Source organism: Micromonospora sp. NBC_01796, assembly GCF_035917455.1.
In the GTDB taxonomy this organism is placed as follows: Bacteria; Actinomycetota; Actinomycetes; order Mycobacteriales; family Micromonosporaceae; genus Micromonospora_G.
Map to the genome: position 1 here is coordinate 3193362 of NZ_CP109078.1, position 17224 is coordinate 3210585.

Genomic DNA, 17224 nt, shown 5'->3' on the forward strand with positions numbered 1-17224 from the left:
CGAGGAGACGGGAACGTGGAGACCGTACGTCGCGTCGCGGTGCTCGGGGGCAATCGCATCCCGTTCGCCCGTTCCAACGGCCGCTATGCCGATGCATCCAACCAGGACATGCTCACCGCCGCGCTCAACGGACTGGTGGCCCGGTTCGGGCTGGCCGGGGAGCAGATCGGCGAGGTCGTCGCCGGGGCGGTGCTGAAGCACTCCCGGGACTTCAACCTCACCCGCGAGGTGGTGCTCGGCTCCCGGCTCGACCCGCGCACCCCCGCGTACGACATCCAGCAGGCGTGCGGCACCGGGCTGGAGGCGACCATCCTGGTCGGGAACAAGATCGCCCTCGGGCAGATCGAGGTCGGCATCGCCGGTGGAGTGGACACCACCTCCGACGCGCCGCTCGCGGTCAACGAGGAGTTCCGCCGTACCCTGCTCAAGCTCAACTCCGCCCGTACGCCGCTCGCCCGGTTGCGTGCGGCGGCCCGGCTCCGCCCCCATCAGCCGTTCCTGCCCGAGACGCCGCGCAACGCCGAACCGCGTACGGGACTGTCGATGGGGGAGCACGCCGCGATCACCGCCCTGCGTTGGGGCATCGGCCGGCAGGCCCAGGACGCGCTGGCGCTCGCCTCGCACCGGCGACTCGCCGCCGCGTACGAGCGCGGCTTCTTCGACGACCTGGTGACTCCTTACCTCGGGCTGACCCGCGACCAGAACCTGCGGCCGGACACCTCGATCGAGAAGCTCGGGGCGCTGCCACCGGTCTTCGGCACCCGTGGGCCGGGTCGGGCGGGCGCAACGATGACGGCCGGCAACTCGTCCCCGCTCACCGACGGCGCGTCGACCGTCCTGCTCGCCTCCGAGGAGTGGGCCGCCGCGCACCACCTGCCGGTCCTGGCGTACCTGACGTTCTCCGAGGTCGCGGCGGTGGACTTCGTACACGGTGACGAGGGACTGCTGATGGCCCCCGCGTACGCGGTGCCCCGGATGCTGGCCCGAGCCGGGCTGAGCCTGACCGACTTCGACTACTACGAGATCCACGAGGCGTTCGCGTCGCAGGTGCTGGCCACCCTCGCCGCCTGGGAGTCGGCCGACTTCTGCAAGGACCGGCTCGGGCTCGACGGTCCACTGGGGACGATCGACCGTACGAAGCTGAACGTCAACGGCTCCTCGCTCGCCGCCGGGCACCCGTTCGCCGCCACCGGTGGCCGGATCGTCGCCACCCTGGCCAAGCTCCTGCACTCCGACGCCCGCGACCCCGCCGGAGGCTCTGCTGCCCGCCCCCGCCGAGGCCTCATCTCCATCTGCGCCTCCGGCGGCCAAGGCGTAGTAGCCATCCTCGAACGCTGACCCGCCCTGCCGCTGCCCGGTTCATGATCATTGCGCTCTGAGCTGTTGTGAGAGGCCCTCGGAGAACAGCTGAGAGCGCAATGATCATGGCCCGGCGCGAGTCATCTGCGGGACCAGCCGAGGAAGCGGTCGTAGAGCTGGTCCGGGGGTAGGTGCGGGAGGTCGGTGGAGGCTTCGGTGAGGCAGCCGGCCAGGTAGAAGTGGAGCAGGAGTCGGTCGTCGGCGTACTTGGCGAGCAGTCGGGCGCGGCGGGTGGGGCAGGGCCAGTCCTCGCCGCAGTTTGCACAGGTCCACGCCGGTTTGATCGCGGTGTGGATGATCGGCGGCAGGTTGAGCGGGCCGTTTCTCCGGGCCGGTTGTTGGGTGATGGTGCGTCGGATCCAGCGGCGCTGGGTCAGTGGCCCCGGCCGGACGTGGATCGTGTTGAGCCGGACGAGCACCCGGCGCTGACGGAGTCGTACCCGATCGGTTTTCCGTAGTTCGACGCCGCGGAGGTTGAGCCAGACGCCATCGGTGTGCCGCTCCCGGTGCCCGACCTCGATGACTTCGAGGAACAGTTTGCCGAGGCCGTAGCAGTAGTGCCCCTGGTCAGCCTCGATGATGTCGCCGATCCGGACCATGGGCAGTCGACGGTTGTTGTTCATGACGCAGCCTGGGCGGTTGGCGGGTCGAGACGGAGTCGCCAGGCGAAGGTCAGCAGCGGCGCGGTTTGCCGGTGCGGGGTGAGCCAGTTCCGCCAGCCGCTGCCGCGCTTGCGTCTGGGCGGGTTGGGTGGGACCACCGGTCGGCCAAGCTCGACCAGGCGGTTGGCTGCGGCGTTTGCTGATGGGCACGGTCCGGGGGTCAGGCAGACCACGCAGAGGCCGGTCTCCTTGACGGGTACGTGAGCAGCGAGGATTTCCCGAGCGGCTTCGGCATCCGCTTCGTCCCGCCGCCAGAGCTGACTTCTCGATCGGTAAACGGTCATCGTGTAGCCCTTCCCGCTGGTGGGAGCGGGCGTACGGCAGCGCACGCGGACCGTGGGGGTTGACCCGCGCGTACAGGGGGTGCCGTATTGCCGTACGGCGTGTCGCCGTACGCCCGCTCCTGCTCAGCCGGTGGTGCGCTCTCGGGTCAGCGCACCACCGGGTCGACGGGACACGGACGCTGGCGCGGTACGGCACGCCGAGGTGTTTCCGGGCTGCGTTCCGTGATCGGGGGGTGGTAGACAGATGGGGAGTCGTTCCCCGGGACGCGATCCATCGCGATTGCTCCCTTCGGCTCGTGGCGGGCCGGGGTGGGAGTGGCCGCCAAACCGACACCCATCCCGGCCCGTTCTCTCTGCCCTCCTTGATCACTCCACGTGATCGCAGACATTCATCAGAGTGCCGGAACGAATCCTCCTTGGCAATATTGCTTAAAGAGGTTTCTTCCGCGATTCTGGTTGCGAAGGGGAGTGATCACAGTGGAGCAACGAGGTCCGACGCTTCGGGCTCAGTGGCTTGGCAACGAGCTGCGCGAGATGCGTGAGCAGGCGAACCTGACTCTCAAGGAGGTTGGCGAGTACCTACGCCGCAACCCGTCGACGGTCAGCCGATTCGAGTCCGGTCTGCTACCCGCACGGGTCGCGGAGGTGCTCGCCTACCTGGACATCTGCGGCGTCGATGACCAGCAGCGGCGCGAGGATCTCAAGCAGATGAGCGGCGAACTCTTCCGCAAGGGCTGGTGGGACGGGTACGCAAACGACGTCGCCGGCTCACTGATCGACCGCATCTGGCTGGAGAGCCGTGCCACCGAGATCTGTTACTTCCAGCCAGTCGCAGTGCCTGGTCTGTTGCAGACCCGTGACTACGCCGAGGCCATCATCCGGACCGCCAACGGTGCCGTGGCGGAGGAGCAGGTCGAGCGCTGGATCGAGCTACGGATGGCCAGGCAACAGTTGCTCGACCGGGATGAGCCCCTGCGTCTTGCCGCAGTGATCGACGAATCCGCCGTACGCCGGCTCGTCGGTGGCCCAAGGGTGATGTCTGCCCAGCTCATGCACTTGGTGGCGTTGGCGGATCGGCCAGGCGTCGAGATTCAGGTGCTGCCCTTCGAAGCAGGCGCTCATGCAAGCCCGGACGGGCAGTTCGACCTGTTCCGCATGGCTGAGCCCTATCCGGACGCCGCGTGCATGCAGACGCCCTCGGGTGCCGTCTACGTCGAAGCGAACAAGGCCGTGCCGCTCGTGGCCGCGTACGATCGACTCTGCGACGCAGCGCTGTCCACCGGCGATACGGTCGCGTTCCTCTCTGACCTTGCGGCGCACTTGGAGTGATTGACATGCCGGCACCGACGGCGATGACGGCGACGATGCTGCCGAAGGTGGCGTGGCGCATCAGCACCAAGAGCGATGCCGGCAGTGGCAACTGTGTCGAGGCGGGGCAGATTCTGGACGGCAGTGGTCGGGTGGCCGTACGTGACAGCCACGACCGTGACGGCCATGTACTCGTTTACACCTCTGCGAACTGGGCTGCCTTCCTCGCCGGCATCGGAGCCGTCCAGTTCAATCGTCCCTGACCGTTCGACCCGAGAGCTGTTCGAGGTGATCCGCATGCCGGCAGCTACGAGTACCACCGCAAGGGCGTTGCCCGAGGTCGCCTGGCACATCAGCACGCGAAGCGGCAACGGAAGCGGGAACTGTGTGGAGGCCGGGCTGATTCTGGACGGCAGTCGTCGGGTGGCCGTACGCCACAGCCACCATCCCGACGGCGATGTCCTCGTCTACGGGTCCGCCGAGTGGACAAGCTTCCTCAATGGCGTCAAGACGGACGGCTTCAACCCGCTCTGACAGCCGCCGCCCCCATCGCTCGCCACGCCGCCCCCGCCCAGCGAAGTTGACCATGAAGTTAGCGACGCTCCGAGGGCCGGATTCTGTCGCTAACTTCATGGTCAACGCGTCCCGGCGCGGCTCAGCCCGGCTCAGGGCGCTAGGAGGAGGGCGGGGAGGGTGGTTTTGGTTAGTTTGTCGGCTTCGTCTTCCGTTAGCGGGTGGTGGTTGGTTAGGAGGCGGAAGATTAGGGGGCCGAAGAGGAGGTCGGTGGCGGTGTCGGCGTCTATGCCAGGGCGGGTTTCGCCTCGGTTGACCGCGCGTTGCCAGAGTTGGGCTACGGCTCGGCGGCGGTCGGCCAGGAAGTACTCGCGGAAGTAGGCGGCGCCGGAGGGATCGTCCACGCAGGCCGCTATGAGCTGGGCGAACACGCGGCCGTCGGGGCTGGCGTAGAAGGCGCTGACCTGACGTACCTGGGCGGTCAGGTCACCGCTGGCGCTGCCGGTGTCGGGCAGCGGGAGCGCGTCGGCCATCATCCGGCCGAACGCGTTCGCCGCCAATGCCGTACGGCAGGGCCAGTGTTTGTAGATCGTCGCCTTGCTCACGCCGGAGCGGGCGGCGATGGCGTCGACCGTGGCGGCGGGGACGCCACCCTCGCGCAGCAACTCCTCGGTCGTACGCAGCAGACACTCGTGGATCCGGTCGCTGCGCCCGCCCGTGGGGTACGCGCGAATGCCGTCCGCCCCCGCCGCCTCGCCCATCAGGCTGCCTTTGCCAGGGTGTCGTATTCGGCGTCGGTGAGCTTGATCGAGGCCGCGGCGATGTTCTGCTCCAGGTGGGCGACGGTTGACGTACCCGGGATGGGCAGCATCACCGGCGAACGCTTGAGCAGCCAGGCGAGCGCGAGTTGGGCCGGAGTGGCCCCGTGGTCGCGGGCGATCCGGGAGAGCGAGCTTCCCTCGCGGGCGAGCGGGCCGCTGGCCAGCGGCGCCCACGGGATGAAGCCGATCCCGTGCTCCGCCGAGTAGTCGAGCAGGTCCTCGGCCGACCGCTCGCCGACGTTGTAGCGGTTCTGCACCGACACGATGTCGGCGAACTTCGACGCGGCCTCGACGTCGGCGACCGACACCTCGCTGAGCCCGATGTGCCGGATCTTGCCCTCGTCCTGGAGTGCCTTCAGCTCGCCGATCTGGTCGGCCAACGGGACAGCGCGGTCGATCCGGTGCAATTGGAACAGGTCGATCCGGTCCACCCCGAGGTGGCGCAGGCTCAGTTCGGCCTGCTGGCGCAGGTATTCCGGACGACCCACCGGCGTCCATCGGCCCGGACCCTGTCGGGTGAAGCCGGCCTTGGTCGCGATGACCAGGTTCTCCGGGTACGGATGCAGCGCCTTCTTGATCAGCAGCTCGGCGGTGAACGGGCCGTACGAGTCGGCCGTGTCGATGAAGTCGACGCCCAACTCGACCGAGCGCCGCAGTACGCGTACGGCCTCGTCGGGATCGCGCGGGTCGCCCCACACGCCGTCGCCGGTGAGCCGCATGGAGCCGAATCCGAGCCGGGTGACCGGCAGGTCTCCGCCGAGCAGGAAGGTGCCGCTGGGTGATGCGCTGATGGTTGCGTCTGTCATGTGGAACTCCCACCGAACGGAACGGATCTTGAGGTGAACCGAACTGAACCGAACTGAACTGAACGAACAGTTCACTCTAGGCCGGGTGCGGCGTCCCGACCAGCTCGGTTGATCGACGGGGTCGGACCTGGTTGCCTGGGGGCGATCATTTTCGGGGGCGGGCTGGGGCGGTGACTCCCCGGTTCGGAAGGAGCGCGGCGATGTCGAGCAGGGCTGCCCTCGCGCCACTACGTCACGCACCCTTCCGTTACCTCGCCGTCGGCCGGTTCGTGAGCGTGCTCGGCAACTCCATCGCGCCGACCGCGCTGGCATTCGCCGTACTCGATCTGACCGGGTCCGTACGCGATCTCGGGCTGGTGGTCGGCGCCCGGTCCCTGGCGAACGTGGTGTTCCTGCTCTTCGGCGGGGTGCTCGCCGACCGGCTGCCCCGGCAGGCGGTGATGGTCGTCTCCTGCACGTTGGCCGCCCTCACCCAGGCGGCGGTCGCCACGCTCGTGCTCACCGGGCACGCCAACATTCCGCTCCTGCTCGTACTCAGTGCGATCAACGGCACGGTGAGCGCCTTCGCCTTCCCGGCCGCAGCCGCCCTGATGCCGCAGACCGTGCCGGCGGAACTGTTGCAGTCGGCGAACGCGCTCAGCCGCCTCGGGGTGAACATCGGCTCGATCGGGGGTGCCTCGGCCGGCGGGATCCTGGTCGCCGCCGTCGGGCCGGGGTGGGGGATCGCCGTCGACGCGTTGACGTTCGCGCTGGCCGGGCTGGCTTTCGCCGGCGTACGCGTGGTGGCCGTGCGGGACCGCACGTCGGCTCGGCGCAGCACCTGGACCGAGTTGCGGGAGGGCTGGACGGAGTTCGTCTCGCGTACCTGGGTCTGGGTGGTGGTGCTCGGCTTCATGCTGCTCAACGCCGCGATGAGCAGCGGTGTCGGGGTGCTCGGCCCGGCCGTCGCCGACGAGACGATCGGGCGGAAGGCGTGGGGGCTGGTGCTGGCGGCGCAGACCGTGGGCCTGGTGGTCGGGGCGCTGATCGCGCTGCGGCTGCGCGTACGCCGGCTGCTCCTGCTCGGGGTGGCCTGCATGCTGGGGGCGGTGCCGCTGCTGCTCGCACTGGCGGTGGCGCCGGTCTTCGCGCTCCTGGTGCCGGCCGCGTTCCTCGGCGGTCTGGCCATGGAACAGTTCGGCGTCGCCTGGGAAACCTCGGTGCAGCAGTACGTGCCCGCCGACCGGCTCGCCCGGGTCTACTCGTACGACGCGCTCGGGTCGTTCCTGGCCATTCCGCTCGGCCAGATCGCGATCGGGCCGGTGGCGGTGGCCCTGGGCAACGAGACGACTCTGCTGATCGCCGCCGGGCTGATCACACTCTCGGTGCTCGGCATGCTGAGCAGTCGGGACGTACGCCGGTTGCCGAGCCGGCACGTGCCCGCGCGCTTCGGTCAGGACGCCGAGGGCCCGCGGACGTCGCCCGATCCGGTGTCGTCCGGGGCCTGATCCGCTCGGCCGTCGCGTCAAGCGGACCGAAGCGCCCGGCTGAGCGAGAGGGCCGGGTCCGATACCCGATCCGATGGCGACGGTGAAGATCGTGACGAGGGTCGTACGATCCGTCAGGATGGTCCGTCGGCGGAAAAGGGGTTCCATGAGTACCGGGGTCGAAACGCTCGAGTTCCAGGCCGAGGCGCGCCAGCTCTTGCAGTTGATGATCCACTCGATCTATTCGAACAAGGACATCTTCCTGCGGGAGCTGATCTCCAACGCCTCCGACGCTCTGGACAAGCTGAGGCTGGAATCGCTGGTCGACAAGGAGTTGGAGGTCGACACCTCCGACCTGCACATCCAGATCGAGGTCGACCGTGACCAGCGCACGCTGACCGTACGGGACAACGGGATCGGCATGTCGCGGGACGAGGTCGTCGGGCTGATCGGCACGATCGCCAAGTCCGGCACCGCCGAGTTGCTGCGGCAGCTCAAGGAGACGAAGGACGCGGCGGCGTCGCAGGACCTGATCGGCCAGTTCGGTGTCGGCTTCTACTCCACGTTCATGGTGGCCGACCGGGTGACCCTGGTCAGCCGGCGGGTGGGCGAGGAGGACGGCACCCGGTGGGAGTCCGACGGCGCGGGGACGTACACCATCGAGCCGGTCGCCGACGCACCGCAAGGCACGGCCGTCACCGTGCATCTCAAGCCGGAGGACGAGGAGGACCAGCTCTTCGACTACACCACCGAGTGGAAGATCCGCGAGCTGGTCAAGCGGTACTCCGACTTCATCGCGTGGCCGATCCGGATGGAGGTCGAGCGGCCCGCCTCCGACGCCGACGGCGAGGGTGACGACGCTCCGAAGCACGAGGTCAAGACGCTCAACTCGATGAAGGCGCTCTGGGCCCGTCCGCGCAACGAGGTCAGCGACGAGGAGTACAACGAGTTCTACCGGCACGTCAGCCGGGATTGGAACGACCCGCTCGAGATCATCCGGATGAAGGGTGAGGGCACCTTCGAGTACGAGGCGCTGCTGTTCATCCCGTCCCAGGCACCGTTCGACCTGTTCACCCGGGACGCCAAGCTCGGCATCCAGCTCTACGTCAAGCGTGTGTTCATCATGGACGACTGCCAGGCGCTGATGCCGGAGTACCTGCGCTTCGTCAAGGGTGTGGTCGACGCGCACGACCTGTCGCTGAACATCTCGCGGGAGATCCTTCAGCAGGACCGGCAGATCCAGCTCATGCGCCGCCGCCTGGTCAAGAAGGTGCTGTCGACGGTCAAGGACCTGATGGCCCAGGACGCCGACAAGTACGGCACCTTCTGGCGGGAGTTCGGCCGGGCGGTCAAGGAGGGGCTGCTCAACGACTTCGAGAACCAGCGCGCGATCCTCGACATCTCCTCGTTCGCCTCGACCAACGACCCGGAGCAGTTGGTCACGCTCCAGCAGTATGTCGAGCGGATGAAGGAGGGGCAGACCGACATCTACTACATGACCGGCGAGTCCCGGAAGATGATTGAGAACTCGCCTCACATGGAGGCGTTCCACGCCAAGGGCTACGAGGTGCTCCTGCTGACCGACCCGGTCGACGAGATGTGGGTCGAGGCGGTCCGCGACTTCGACGGCAAGCAGTTGCGGTCGATCGCCAAGGGGCAGGTGGATCTCGACGCGGAGCAGGAGAACAAGGCCGACGAGCCCGACCGCGACCAGCAGAAGGAGGAGTACGCCGCCCTCCTCACCTGGCTGTCGACGCAGCTCACGGAGCAGGTGAAGGAGGTACGCCTGTCGTCGCGCCTCACCACCTCCCCGGCGATCCTGGTCGGCGACGCGCAGGACATGACTCCGACCCTGGAGCGGATGTACCGGGCGATGGGCCAGGAGGTGCCGCAGATCAAGCGAATCCTCGAACTGAACCCGACGCACCCCCTGGTCACCGGCCTCCGCAAGGCCCACGAGCAGCGCGCCGAGGACCCGGCCGTCGCCGAAACCGCCGAACTCCTCTACGGCACCGCCCTACTGGCCGAAGGCGGCGAACTCCCCGACCCCGCCCGCTTCGCCCGCCTCCTCTCCGACCGCCTAGCCCGCACCCTCTAACCCCCCGACACGGCGTCGATCATGAAGTTAGCGACGGTTTTCGAGCGATTTCCCGTCGCTAACTTCATGATCAACCGGGTTGGTCGGGGTGGGGATGGGGTGGGGGCGGGGGGTGCGGGAGGATGGGGTACGTGACGGAGAGCAGCCAAAAGCGGCCCCAGGTTCCTAATGTGTTGGCGGGGCGGTATGCCTCGACCGAGCTGGTGCGGCTCTGGTCGCCGGAGGAGAAGATCCGGATGGAACGGCGGCTCTGGCTCGCCGTACTCCGGGCTCAGCGGGACCTCGGCGTGCCGCTGCCGGACGGTGTGGTCGAGGCGTACGAGCGGGTGTTGGACCAGGTCGACCTGGAGTCGATCGCGGCCCGTGAGCGGGTCACCCGGCACGACGTCAAGGCGCGGATCGAGGAGTTCAGCGCGCTCGCCGGGCACGAGCACGTGCACAAGGGCATGACCTCCCGCGACCTGACCGAGAACGTCGAGCAGTTGCAGATCCGGGCCTCGCTGGAGCTGATCCGGGACCGGGTCGTCGCCACCCTCGCCCGGCTGGCCCGGCTCGCGGTCGAGCACTCCGACCTGGTCATGACCGGACGCTCACACAACGTGGCGGCGCAGGCGACCACGCTGGGCAAGCGGTTCGCGTCGGCCGCCGAGGAACTGCTCATCGCGTACGAGCGGCTGGACGACCTGATCAATCGGTACCCGCTGCGGGGGATCAAGGGCCCGGTCGGCACCGCCGCCGACCAGCTCGACCTCTTCGACGGCGACGACGAGCGGCTGGCCGAGCTGGAACGGCGGGTCGCCGGGCACCTCGGCTTCAGCCGGGTGCTCAACAGCGTCGGCCAGGTCTACCCGCGCTCCCTCGACTTCGACGTGGTGGCCGCGCTCGCGCAGACCGCGGCGGCGCCGTCGTCGTTGGCCACCACGATCCGGCTGATGGTCGGCCAGGAACTGGTCACCGAGGGCTTCCGCCCCGGCCAGGTCGGGTCCAGCGCGATGCCGCACAAGATGAACACCCGGTCCAGCGAGCGGGTCAACGGGCTCGCCGTGATCATCCGGGGTTACCTGTCGATGGTCGGCGAGCTGGCCGGCGACCAGTGGAACGAGGGCGACGTCTCCTGCTCGGTGGTCCGCCGGGTGGCGCTGCCGGACGCGTTCTTCGCCGCCGACGGACTGTTCCAGACCTTCCTCACCGTGCTCGACGAGTTCGGCGCGTACCCGGCGGTGATCGCCCGTGAGCTGGACCGTTACCTGCCGTTCCTGGCGACCACGAAGCTCCTGGTGGCGGCCGTGCGCCGGGGCGTGGGCCGGGAGGTGGCGCACGAGGTGATCAAGGAGCACGCGGTCGCGGTGGCCCTGGCCATGCGGGAGAAGGGTACGACCGAGAACGACCTGTTCGACCGGCTCGCCACCGACGGTCGGCTCGGGCTGGGCCGGGCCGAGATCGACACGCTGGTCGCCGACCGGGCAGCCTTCGCCGGTGCCGCACCGGCCCAGGTGCGGGCGGTCGCCGACCGGGTCGCCGAGGTCGTCGCGGCACACCCGGAGGCAGCCGGTTACCACCCGGCACCGATTCTCTAGACCGATTCGGAAAGCCGGGCTCAGGTACCGGGGTAGCCGGGTACCTGAGCCCGTCGGCTCCCGCTAGGTCTCCGGGGTTGGGGTGGGGGTTTCGGCCGCACTGCGCAGATCGGGCGCGCTGGGCGGTTCCGAGACCCCGATCGGTTCGGGCAGGATCTCCGCGCTGTGCGCCGTGTCGGCGGCGAGCAGCGGCGCGTCCGGGAGCGGTGGCCGCGGCTGTTCGCGGATCACCACCGCCGTGCCGTACGCGCAGAGTTCCATCCACATCTCGCCCACCTCGCGATGGTCGAAACGCATGCCGATCACGGCATTGGCGCCGAGCCGGCGGGCTTCTTCGCCCAGATTGGCCACCGCCTCCGTCCGCCACCGGGTGAGGTTCTCCGGGGCTTTCGGGTCGTATGCCCCACCGCGGAGGTTCTTCACCCCTTCGCGGTACGGGTTTCGGGTTCGGGCCATCGATGACACTACTTCGCCGAGGACTGCGCGGATCTCGTACCCGGGAAGGACATCCGTCGTCACGACCAGCACGTGTTGATGCTGGCAGAGCCGGGGTGGTGGCAATTGTGAGGTGTGTTCACGTCGGCTCATGCTGCAAAACCGCGCGCGAGGGTAGAACGACGTGCGGAGCGTGCAACGGCCCGCAACCTCGTGCGGGGCGTGCAAGGGCATTCTCGCGTCGGTACGCCGCGACCGGCGGAAACGTTGCCGCGAGCAGGTGAAACGGCGCGGCGCGGACGGCCGGGGTGATCCGGATCGTCCGCGCCGTACCCCTGAGGAGGACTAGACCCCGGCCACCGAGGTGATCCAGGCCCGGTTGTAGGCCACGCTGCCGTAGTTCTGGATGCTCGAGCCGTCGGCGGTGGAGGCGACGCCGACCTGGGCACCGTTGTAGAACTCGGGGCCGCCGGAGTCACCGCGCCACGCGTTGCCGTTGACCCGGGTGCTCCGGATCGCCCGGCCGCCGTACGCGTCGGTCACGTTGGTGCTGGTGACCCGTACGTTCGCGGTCTTGAGGGTGGTCGAGGCGGAGCAGCCGCTGTAGCAGGTCATGCCCCAGCCGTAGATCGAGTTGGTCGAGTTGACCGGCGGGTAGGCGCCGGAGAGCGTCACGTATGAGGTGCTGATCGCGGTCGAAAGCTGGAGCAGAGCGAGGTCGTACCGGGTCGAGTACGAGGAGACGTTGCTGGTGACGCCCCCGGAGGTCCGGTTGACGCTGCCGACCCGGACCGACATCGTGCCGCTGACGCAGTGCCGGGCGGTGAGCACCCAGCGGGACGCGATGATCGTGCCGGAGCAGGTGAACGAGCCGTTGCTGAACACGGCCGCGGCCCAGGGGGCGGACGAGACCGTGCCACCGCCGATGATCAGCGGGGCGACCGGCTCGTTGCTCGCGGAGGCGGCGGAGGGGGCGACGAGCGCACCGACGAGGGCGGTGGCGACCGTCACCAGGGTGAGGCGGATGCGCATGGAGGGGGCTCCTTCCGGGGGGTGGCACCCGGGGTTTCCGGGTCGGGGCGAGCCGCCGACGGCGGTTGGGTGTCCGCCGTACGGCCTTGAAGATCAAACGTTTGGTGTGACGAACCAGACGTTCGACGCCACACGCTAAGACGTTCGTCGTTCATCCACAAGAGTCAAATCGAACCCTCCCGATATGATCTCCGCGGGTCGACCGCCGGGGCCGAGAATGATCACCACCGGTACGCCCGTGGGTGCTCGTGATCACGCCGGTGGGCGGCGGGTGTGCGATTTTCCACAGGGTTGTCCACAGGGCGGCCGGTGCGTCGGCCGAGCGCTCTGCCAGGTAGGCTTGCCCCGCTCGCCCCTATGGGCCGGCACCCAACTGCGTACACAGTCAGGAGTGCCCAGTGCCTCGCGTCGTCGTCGACGTCATGCTCAAGCCGGAGATTCTCGATCCTCAGGGCCAGGCCGTCGCAAACGCGCTGCCCCGCCTGGGCGTCAGTGACGTCTCCTCGGTGCGCATCGGTCGGCGCATCGAGATCGAGTTCGCCGGTGAGCCCGACCTTGATCGAGCTCGGGAAATCGCGGACAAGCTGCTGGCCAACCCCGTGATCGAGGACTTCTCGATCCGGGTGGCCGATGCCGAGGATGAACATCCGTGACGGCCCGGATCGGTGTGGTGACCTTCCCCGGGTCACTGGATGACGGCGATGCCGCCCGTGCGGCGCGCATCGCCGGGGCGGACGTGGTCCGGCTCTGGCACGGCGACCGCGACCTGCACCAGGTCGACGCCGTGGTGCTGCCCGGTGGCTTCTCGTACGGCGACTACCTGCGCTGCGGCGCGATCGCCCGATTCGCTCCGGTGATGGAGTCGCTGGTCGACGCCGCCCGCGAGGGGATGCCGGTGCTCGGCATCTGCAACGGGTTCCAGATCCTCTGCGAGGCGCACCTGCTTCCCGGCGCGCTGACCCGCAACGAGCACCTGCACTTCCGTAACCGGGACCAGTGGCTGCGGATCGAGGCGGTCAAGACCGCCTGGACCAACACCTTCCAGCCCGAGCAGGACGTGCTCATCCCGGTCAAGAACGGCGAGGGCCGGTACGTCGCCGAAGCGCACGTACTCGACCAGCTCGAGGCCGAGGGCCGCGTGGTCGCCCGTTACCAGCGCGGCAACCCGAACGGCTCGCAGCGCGACATCGCCGCGATCACCAACGAGGCGGGCAACGTGGTCGGCATCATGCCGCACCCCGAGCACGCCGTGGAGGCGTTGACCGGCCCCTCGCTCGACGGTCTCGGCTTCTTCACCTCAGTCCTCAAGCACCTTGCGGGAGTGCCGGCATGACGACCCAGCCCGACACGGCGTCGAGCGAGGTCGGTGGGGTGACCCCGCCGACCGACCAGCCCACGCCCCGTGCGGCCGAGTCCGCCCCGGAGACCCCGGCCGGCCAGGTCGCGGCGACCTTCCCGCCCGCGCAGGCCACCGGGGCGCACGCCGCCCCGAGCGCCTACCCGGACGACCTCGACACCGTCGAGCGGGCCGTCGACACCCCGGAGGAGCTGCAGCCGTACGTCGAGCTCGGCCTCCGTGACGACGAGTACGACCGGATCCGGCAGATCCTGGACCGCCGGCCGACCCAGGCCGAGCTGGCGATGTACTCGATCATGTGGAGCGAGCACTGCTCGTACAAGTCGAGCAAGGTGCACCTGCGTCAGTTCAGCGAGAAGGCCCCGCCCAGCGACCGGATGCTCGCCGGCATCGGTGAGAACGCGGGCGTGATCCAGATCTCGGACACGCTGGCGGTGACCTTCAAGGTCGAGTCGCACAACCACCCCAGCTACGTCGAGCCCTACCAGGGCGCGGCGACCGGTGTCGGTGGCATCGTCCGGGACATCCTCGCCATGGGCGCCCGCCCGATCGCGGTGATGGACTCCCTGCGCTTCGGTGCCGTCGACCACCCCGACACCGCCCGGGTCCTGCCCGGCATCGTGGCCGGCGTCGGCGGGTACGGCAACTGCCTCGGCCTGCCGAACATCGGCGGGGAGATCGTCTTCGACCCGTCGTACCAGGGCAACCCGCTGGTCAACGCCCTCTCCCTCGGCGTACTGCCGGTCGACCGGTTGCAGAACAAGGCAGCGGCCGGCGCGGGCAACATCGTCGTACTGATGGGCGCCAAGACCGGCCGGGACGGCATCGGCGGCGTCTCCGTACTCGCCAGCGCCACCTTCGACGAGGGCAGCGAGCAGCGCCGCCCGGCCGTCCAGGTGGGCGACCCGTTCACCGAGAAGCTGCTGATCGAAGCCTGCCTGGAGCTGTACGACGCCCAGCTCGTCGTCGGCATCCAGGACCTCGGCGGCGCCGGCCTCACCTGCGCCCTGACCGAGACCGCCGCCGCGGCCGGCACCGGCATGCGGGTCTGGCTGGAGCGGGTTCCGCTGCGCGAGGCGTCGATGACCCCGCACGAGATCCTGGCCAGCGAGTCGCAGGAGCGGATGCTCCTGGTCGTCACGCCGGAACAGCTCGAAGCCGTGCTCAAGACCGCCGAGAAGTGGGGCGTGCTCGCCACCGCCATCGGCGAGGTCACCCCGGCCCAGGCCGACGGCGAGCCGGGACGACTGCTGATCACCTGGCGGGACCACACCGTGGTCGACGTACCGCCGGGTTCGCTGGTCGACGACGGTCCGGTCTACGCCCGCCCGATGCGGGAGCCGGCCGACCTGATCCTGCTCCAGGCGGACCGGGCCGAGACGCTGCCCCGCCCGTCGACGCCGGAGGCACTCCGGGAGACCGTGCTGCGCATGATCGCGTCGCCGAACCTGGCCGACAAGTCCTGGGTCACCGAGCAGTACGACCGCTACGTCCTCGGCAACACCGTCCTGGCCCAGCCGGAGGACTCCGGCGTGATCCGGTTGGACGAGGAGACCGGCCTCGGTGTCGCGCTCTCCGTCGACGGCAACGGCCGGTACGCCCGGCTGGACCCGTACAACGGGGCCAAGTTGGCGCTGGCCGAGTCGTACCGGAACGTCGCGGTCACCGGTGCCAAGCCGGTCGCCGTCACCGACTGCCTCAACTTCGGTTCCCCCGAGGACCCGAGCGTGATGTGGCAGTTCGCCGAGGCGGTACGCGGCCTCGCCGACGGCTGCGCCGAACTGGGCATCCCGGTCACCGGCGGCAACGTCAGCTTCTACAACCAGACCGGTGCCGCGGCCATCCACCCGACCCCGGTGGTCGGTGTGCTCGGCCTGCTCGACGACGTGGCACAGCGGGTGCCGATGGGCTTCGCCGCGAAGTCCGGCGGTGACCACGATGTGGTGTTCCTGCTCGGCGAGACCCGGCTGGAGCTGTCCGGCTCCGAGTGGGCCTGGGTCACCCACGAGCACCTCGGCGGCGTACCGCCCCGGGTCGACCTCGCCGGTGAGCGGGCCCTGGCCGAGCTGATCGCGGAGGCGTCCCGGCTCGGTCACCTGACCTCGGCGCACGACCTCTCCGACGGTGGGCTCGCCCAGTCGCTGGTCGAGTCCAGCCTGCGCCGCGGCGTCGGCGTCAAGATCGCACTGCCGGACGAGTTCAGCACCGGTTCGATGCCGTTCGTCTACCTGTTCAGCGAGTCCGCCGGTCGGGCGCTGGTGACCGTGCCGCGTGGCCAGGACAAGGCCTTCCAGGCGCTCTGCGAGGACCGTGGGGTGCCGGTGACCGCGCTCGGGGTCACCGACCCGACCGGTGGCGCCCTGGACGTACGCGGGCAGTTCAACCTGGGCCTGGACGAGCTGCGGTCGGCGTTCGAGTCGACCCTGCCGCGCCTGTTCGGCGACGTCGCCGGGACCGTGTCGGACGCCCCGGTGGCGCCGATCGTCGGCACCGAGCTGGTTGACCCGGCCGACGCCGACGAGTCCGCCGTACCGGCCGGGACGCCGGCAGCCGGCGAACCGGCAGTGGACGAGGTGCCGGTGGTGCAGCAGCAGGCAGAAGCGGAGGAGCCCGCGACGGAGGCTTCGGCCCCGGTCACGGGCGACTGACACGTTGGTCGGCACCGTCTACGCCCAACCCGGATCCGGGGCCCGCTTCGACTGGGGGCTGGGCGGTGCCGCCGAACTCGGCCGGGTCTGTGCCGCCCTGGTCGTGGTCGACGTACTCTCCTTCACCACCGCGGTGGAGGTGGCGGTCAGCCGTGGAATCAGGGTGCACCCGTTTCCGTGGGGCGCCCAGGCGGCCGAGTACGCCCGTCGGGTCGGCGCGGTCGCGGCGGTCGGACGAGGTGCGGTGACCCCGGAACAACCCTGGTCATTGTCGCCGGCCGCGCTGCGTACCGCACCGGTCGTGCCCGATCTCGTCCTGCCCTCACCGAACGGTTCGGCGATCTGTGCCGCCGCCAGCGCAACCGGCGTCCCGGTGGTGGCGGCGTGCCTCCGTAACGCACCCGCCGTCGCGCGCTGGCTCGTCAACCAGGGGTACGGCACCGCGCAGGCACCCGTCGGTGTGGTCGCCGCCGGTGAGCGTTGGCCGGACGGCACCGTACGCCCCGGTGTGGAGGACCACCTCGGAGCGTCCCTGGTGCTCGACGGGCTTGCCACGGTTCCGGGTGGACTGTCGGTCGAGGCCGCGGTCGCGTTGGCGGCGCTGAGTGGCGTACCGGACCTGCCGGCGGCGATCAGGGGCTGCGTCTCCGGCCGGGAACTGATCTACCGGGGTTTCGAGTCGGACGTGGAGATCGCCGTACAGATCGGTGTCTCCAACGTGGTGCCGCTGCTCCGGGACGGAGTCTTCGCGGCCGCCGCCTGAACCGACCGACGGAAGGTCCGGGCCGGCAGTGGCATTCCACGTGCGGTGGCTCTGTGCTGTCTTGCGTGGGCCGTCTTCGTTGGAGCGTGGCCTGA

Annotated in this window: 17 protein-coding genes; 11 read left to right on the forward strand and 6 right to left on the reverse strand. The window is 69.4% G+C overall.

The genetic code is table 11. From position 1 onward, the window contains the following. The first annotated feature begins 15 nt into the window (after positions 1 to 15). Entirely contained in the window at positions 16 to 1338 is a 1323-nt protein-coding gene (locus OIE47_RS14755; RefSeq protein WP_326562060.1) for an acetyl-CoA C-acetyltransferase, read from the forward strand. A 101-nt stretch (positions 1339 to 1439) separates the two neighbouring features. Here the strand turns inward: OIE47_RS14755 and OIE47_RS14760 are convergent, their stop codons facing one another. Both OIE47_RS14760 and OIE47_RS14765 read right to left on the reverse strand, forming a co-directional pair. After that, the gene (locus tag OIE47_RS14760) at positions 1440 to 1982 is read right to left on the reverse strand and encodes a hypothetical protein (RefSeq protein ID WP_326562061.1); all 543 of its coding nucleotides are present in this window, start codon (positions 1980 to 1982) and stop codon (positions 1440 to 1442) included. Next, positions 1979 to 2305 carry a hypothetical protein gene (locus tag OIE47_RS14765; RefSeq protein WP_326562062.1) on the reverse strand — a complete coding sequence of 109 codons (327 nt, stop codon included), beginning with the start codon at positions 2303 to 2305 and terminating at the stop codon, positions 1979 to 1981. The genes OIE47_RS14760 and OIE47_RS14765 overlap by 4 nt, the downstream gene beginning before the upstream one ends. Positions 2306 to 2782: 477 nt before the next feature. Between OIE47_RS14765 and OIE47_RS14770 the strand changes: the two genes are divergently transcribed. Genes OIE47_RS14770 through OIE47_RS14780 form a run of 3 tightly spaced genes read left to right on the forward strand, consistent with a single transcriptional unit; the run spans position 2783 to position 4147 of the window. Beyond that, entirely contained in the window at positions 2783 to 3634 is an 852-nt protein-coding gene (locus tag OIE47_RS14770) for a helix-turn-helix domain-containing protein (protein ID WP_326562063.1), read from the forward strand. A gap of 5 nt (positions 3635 to 3639) precedes the next feature. Further along, positions 3640 to 3876 carry a DUF397 domain-containing protein gene (locus tag OIE47_RS14775; RefSeq protein ID WP_326562064.1) on the forward strand — a complete coding sequence of 79 codons (237 nt, stop codon included), beginning with the start codon at positions 3640 to 3642 and terminating at the stop codon, positions 3874 to 3876. A 34-nt stretch (positions 3877 to 3910) separates the two neighbouring features. After that, complete coding sequence (locus OIE47_RS14780; RefSeq protein WP_326562065.1) at positions 3911 to 4147, forward strand: DUF397 domain-containing protein; 237 nt, start codon at positions 3911 to 3913, stop codon at positions 4145 to 4147. Positions 4148 to 4278: 131 nt separating this feature from the next. Here OIE47_RS14780 and OIE47_RS14785 read toward each other — a convergent pair whose 3' ends face one another. Beyond that, on the reverse strand, positions 4279 to 4887 hold the full coding sequence (locus OIE47_RS14785; RefSeq protein WP_326562066.1) for a TetR/AcrR family transcriptional regulator: 609 nt from the start codon (positions 4885 to 4887) through the stop codon (positions 4279 to 4281). Beyond that, positions 4887 to 5753 (reverse strand): aldo/keto reductase, encoded by an 867-nt coding sequence (locus OIE47_RS14790; protein WP_326562067.1) that lies wholly within the window; start codon positions 5751 to 5753, stop codon positions 4887 to 4889. Before OIE47_RS14790 ends, OIE47_RS14785 begins: the two co-directional genes overlap by 1 nt. 200 nt (positions 5754 to 5953) lie before the next feature. On the opposite strand from OIE47_RS14790, the gene OIE47_RS14795 reads away from it, so the two are divergent. The 3 genes from OIE47_RS14795 to purB all read left to right on the forward strand — a co-directional run bounded on the left by OIE47_RS14795 (position 5954) and on the right by purB (position 10894). After that, positions 5954 to 7240 (forward strand): MFS transporter, encoded by a 1287-nt coding sequence (locus OIE47_RS14795; protein ID WP_326562068.1) that lies wholly within the window; start codon positions 5954 to 5956, stop codon positions 7238 to 7240. 145 nt (positions 7241 to 7385) lie between these two features. Continuing rightward, positions 7386 to 9317, forward strand: a complete 1932-nt coding sequence (gene htpG, locus OIE47_RS14800) for a molecular chaperone HtpG (RefSeq protein ID WP_326562069.1) — start codon at positions 7386 to 7388, stop codon at positions 9315 to 9317. Positions 9318 to 9439: 122 nt separating this feature from the next. Further along, positions 9440 to 10894: an adenylosuccinate lyase gene (gene purB / locus OIE47_RS14805; RefSeq protein ID WP_326562070.1), complete on the forward strand. Its 1455-nt coding sequence runs from the start codon at positions 9440 to 9442 to the stop codon at positions 10892 to 10894. A 63-nt stretch (positions 10895 to 10957) separates the two neighbouring features. Here purB and OIE47_RS14810 read toward each other — a convergent pair whose 3' ends face one another. Both OIE47_RS14810 and OIE47_RS14815 read right to left on the reverse strand, forming a co-directional pair. Continuing rightward, complete coding sequence (locus OIE47_RS14810; RefSeq protein ID WP_442792156.1) at positions 10958 to 11482, reverse strand: YbjQ family protein; 525 nt, start codon at positions 11480 to 11482, stop codon at positions 10958 to 10960. A 192-nt stretch (positions 11483 to 11674) separates the two neighbouring features. Continuing rightward, positions 11675 to 12361 carry a S1 family peptidase gene (locus OIE47_RS14815; RefSeq protein ID WP_326562072.1) on the reverse strand — a complete coding sequence of 229 codons (687 nt, stop codon included), beginning with the start codon at positions 12359 to 12361 and terminating at the stop codon, positions 11675 to 11677. A gap of 398 nt (positions 12362 to 12759) precedes the next feature. Between OIE47_RS14815 and purS the strand changes: the two genes are divergently transcribed. From purS to OIE47_RS14835, 4 genes are read left to right on the forward strand one after another with little or no spacing between them, the layout of a single operon-like run. Next, a complete protein-coding gene (gene purS / locus OIE47_RS14820; RefSeq protein ID WP_326562073.1) occupies positions 12760 to 13014 on the forward strand; it encodes a phosphoribosylformylglycinamidine synthase subunit PurS in 255 nt (84 codons plus the stop codon). Then, on the forward strand, positions 13011 to 13694 hold the full coding sequence (purQ, locus tag OIE47_RS14825) for a phosphoribosylformylglycinamidine synthase subunit PurQ (RefSeq protein ID WP_326562074.1): 684 nt from the start codon (positions 13011 to 13013) through the stop codon (positions 13692 to 13694). Before purS ends, purQ begins: the two co-directional genes overlap by 4 nt. Next, entirely contained in the window at positions 13691 to 16366 is a 2676-nt protein-coding gene (gene purL / locus OIE47_RS14830; protein ID WP_326562075.1) for a phosphoribosylformylglycinamidine synthase subunit PurL, read from the forward strand. Before purQ ends, purL begins: the two co-directional genes overlap by 4 nt. Positions 16367 to 16370: 4 nt before the next feature. Beyond that, positions 16371 to 17129, forward strand: coding sequence for a 2-phosphosulfolactate phosphatase (locus OIE47_RS14835; protein WP_326562076.1), 759 nt, complete (start codon positions 16371 to 16373; stop codon positions 17127 to 17129). Positions 17130 to 17224 lie beyond the last annotated feature (95 nt).

Excerpts from the sequence above, each read along its gene's own strand:
- purB (WP_326562070.1), top strand. The coding sequence starts at position 9,440 with ATGGGGTACGTGACGGAGAGCAGCCAAAAGCGGCCCCAGGTTCCTAAT.
- OIE47_RS14785 (WP_326562066.1), bottom strand. The coding sequence starts at position 4,887 with ATGGGCGAGGCGGCGGGGGCGGACGGCATTCGCGCGTACCCCACGGGC.
- OIE47_RS14765 (WP_326562062.1), bottom strand. The coding sequence starts at position 2,305 with ATGACCGTTTACCGATCGAGAAGTCAGCTCTGGCGGCGGGACGAAGCG.
- purL (WP_326562075.1), top strand. The coding sequence starts at position 13,691 with ATGACGACCCAGCCCGACACGGCGTCGAGCGAGGTCGGTGGGGTGACC.
- OIE47_RS14815 (WP_326562072.1), bottom strand. The coding sequence starts at position 12,361 with ATGCGCATCCGCCTCACCCTGGTGACGGTCGCCACCGCCCTCGTCGGT.
- OIE47_RS14790 (WP_326562067.1), bottom strand. The coding sequence starts at position 5,753 with ATGACAGACGCAACCATCAGCGCATCACCCAGCGGCACCTTCCTGCTC.
- OIE47_RS14775 (WP_326562064.1), top strand. The coding sequence starts at position 3,640 with ATGCCGGCACCGACGGCGATGACGGCGACGATGCTGCCGAAGGTGGCG.
- OIE47_RS14810 (WP_442792156.1), bottom strand. The coding sequence starts at position 11,482 with ATGAGCCGACGTGAACACACCTCACAATTGCCACCACCCCGGCTCTGC.
- OIE47_RS14780 (WP_326562065.1), top strand. The coding sequence starts at position 3,911 with ATGCCGGCAGCTACGAGTACCACCGCAAGGGCGTTGCCCGAGGTCGCC.
- htpG (WP_326562069.1), top strand. The coding sequence starts at position 7,386 with ATGAGTACCGGGGTCGAAACGCTCGAGTTCCAGGCCGAGGCGCGCCAG.
- OIE47_RS14760 (WP_326562061.1), bottom strand. The coding sequence starts at position 1,982 with ATGAACAACAACCGTCGACTGCCCATGGTCCGGATCGGCGACATCATC.
- OIE47_RS14795 (WP_326562068.1), top strand. The coding sequence starts at position 5,954 with ATGTCGAGCAGGGCTGCCCTCGCGCCACTACGTCACGCACCCTTCCGT.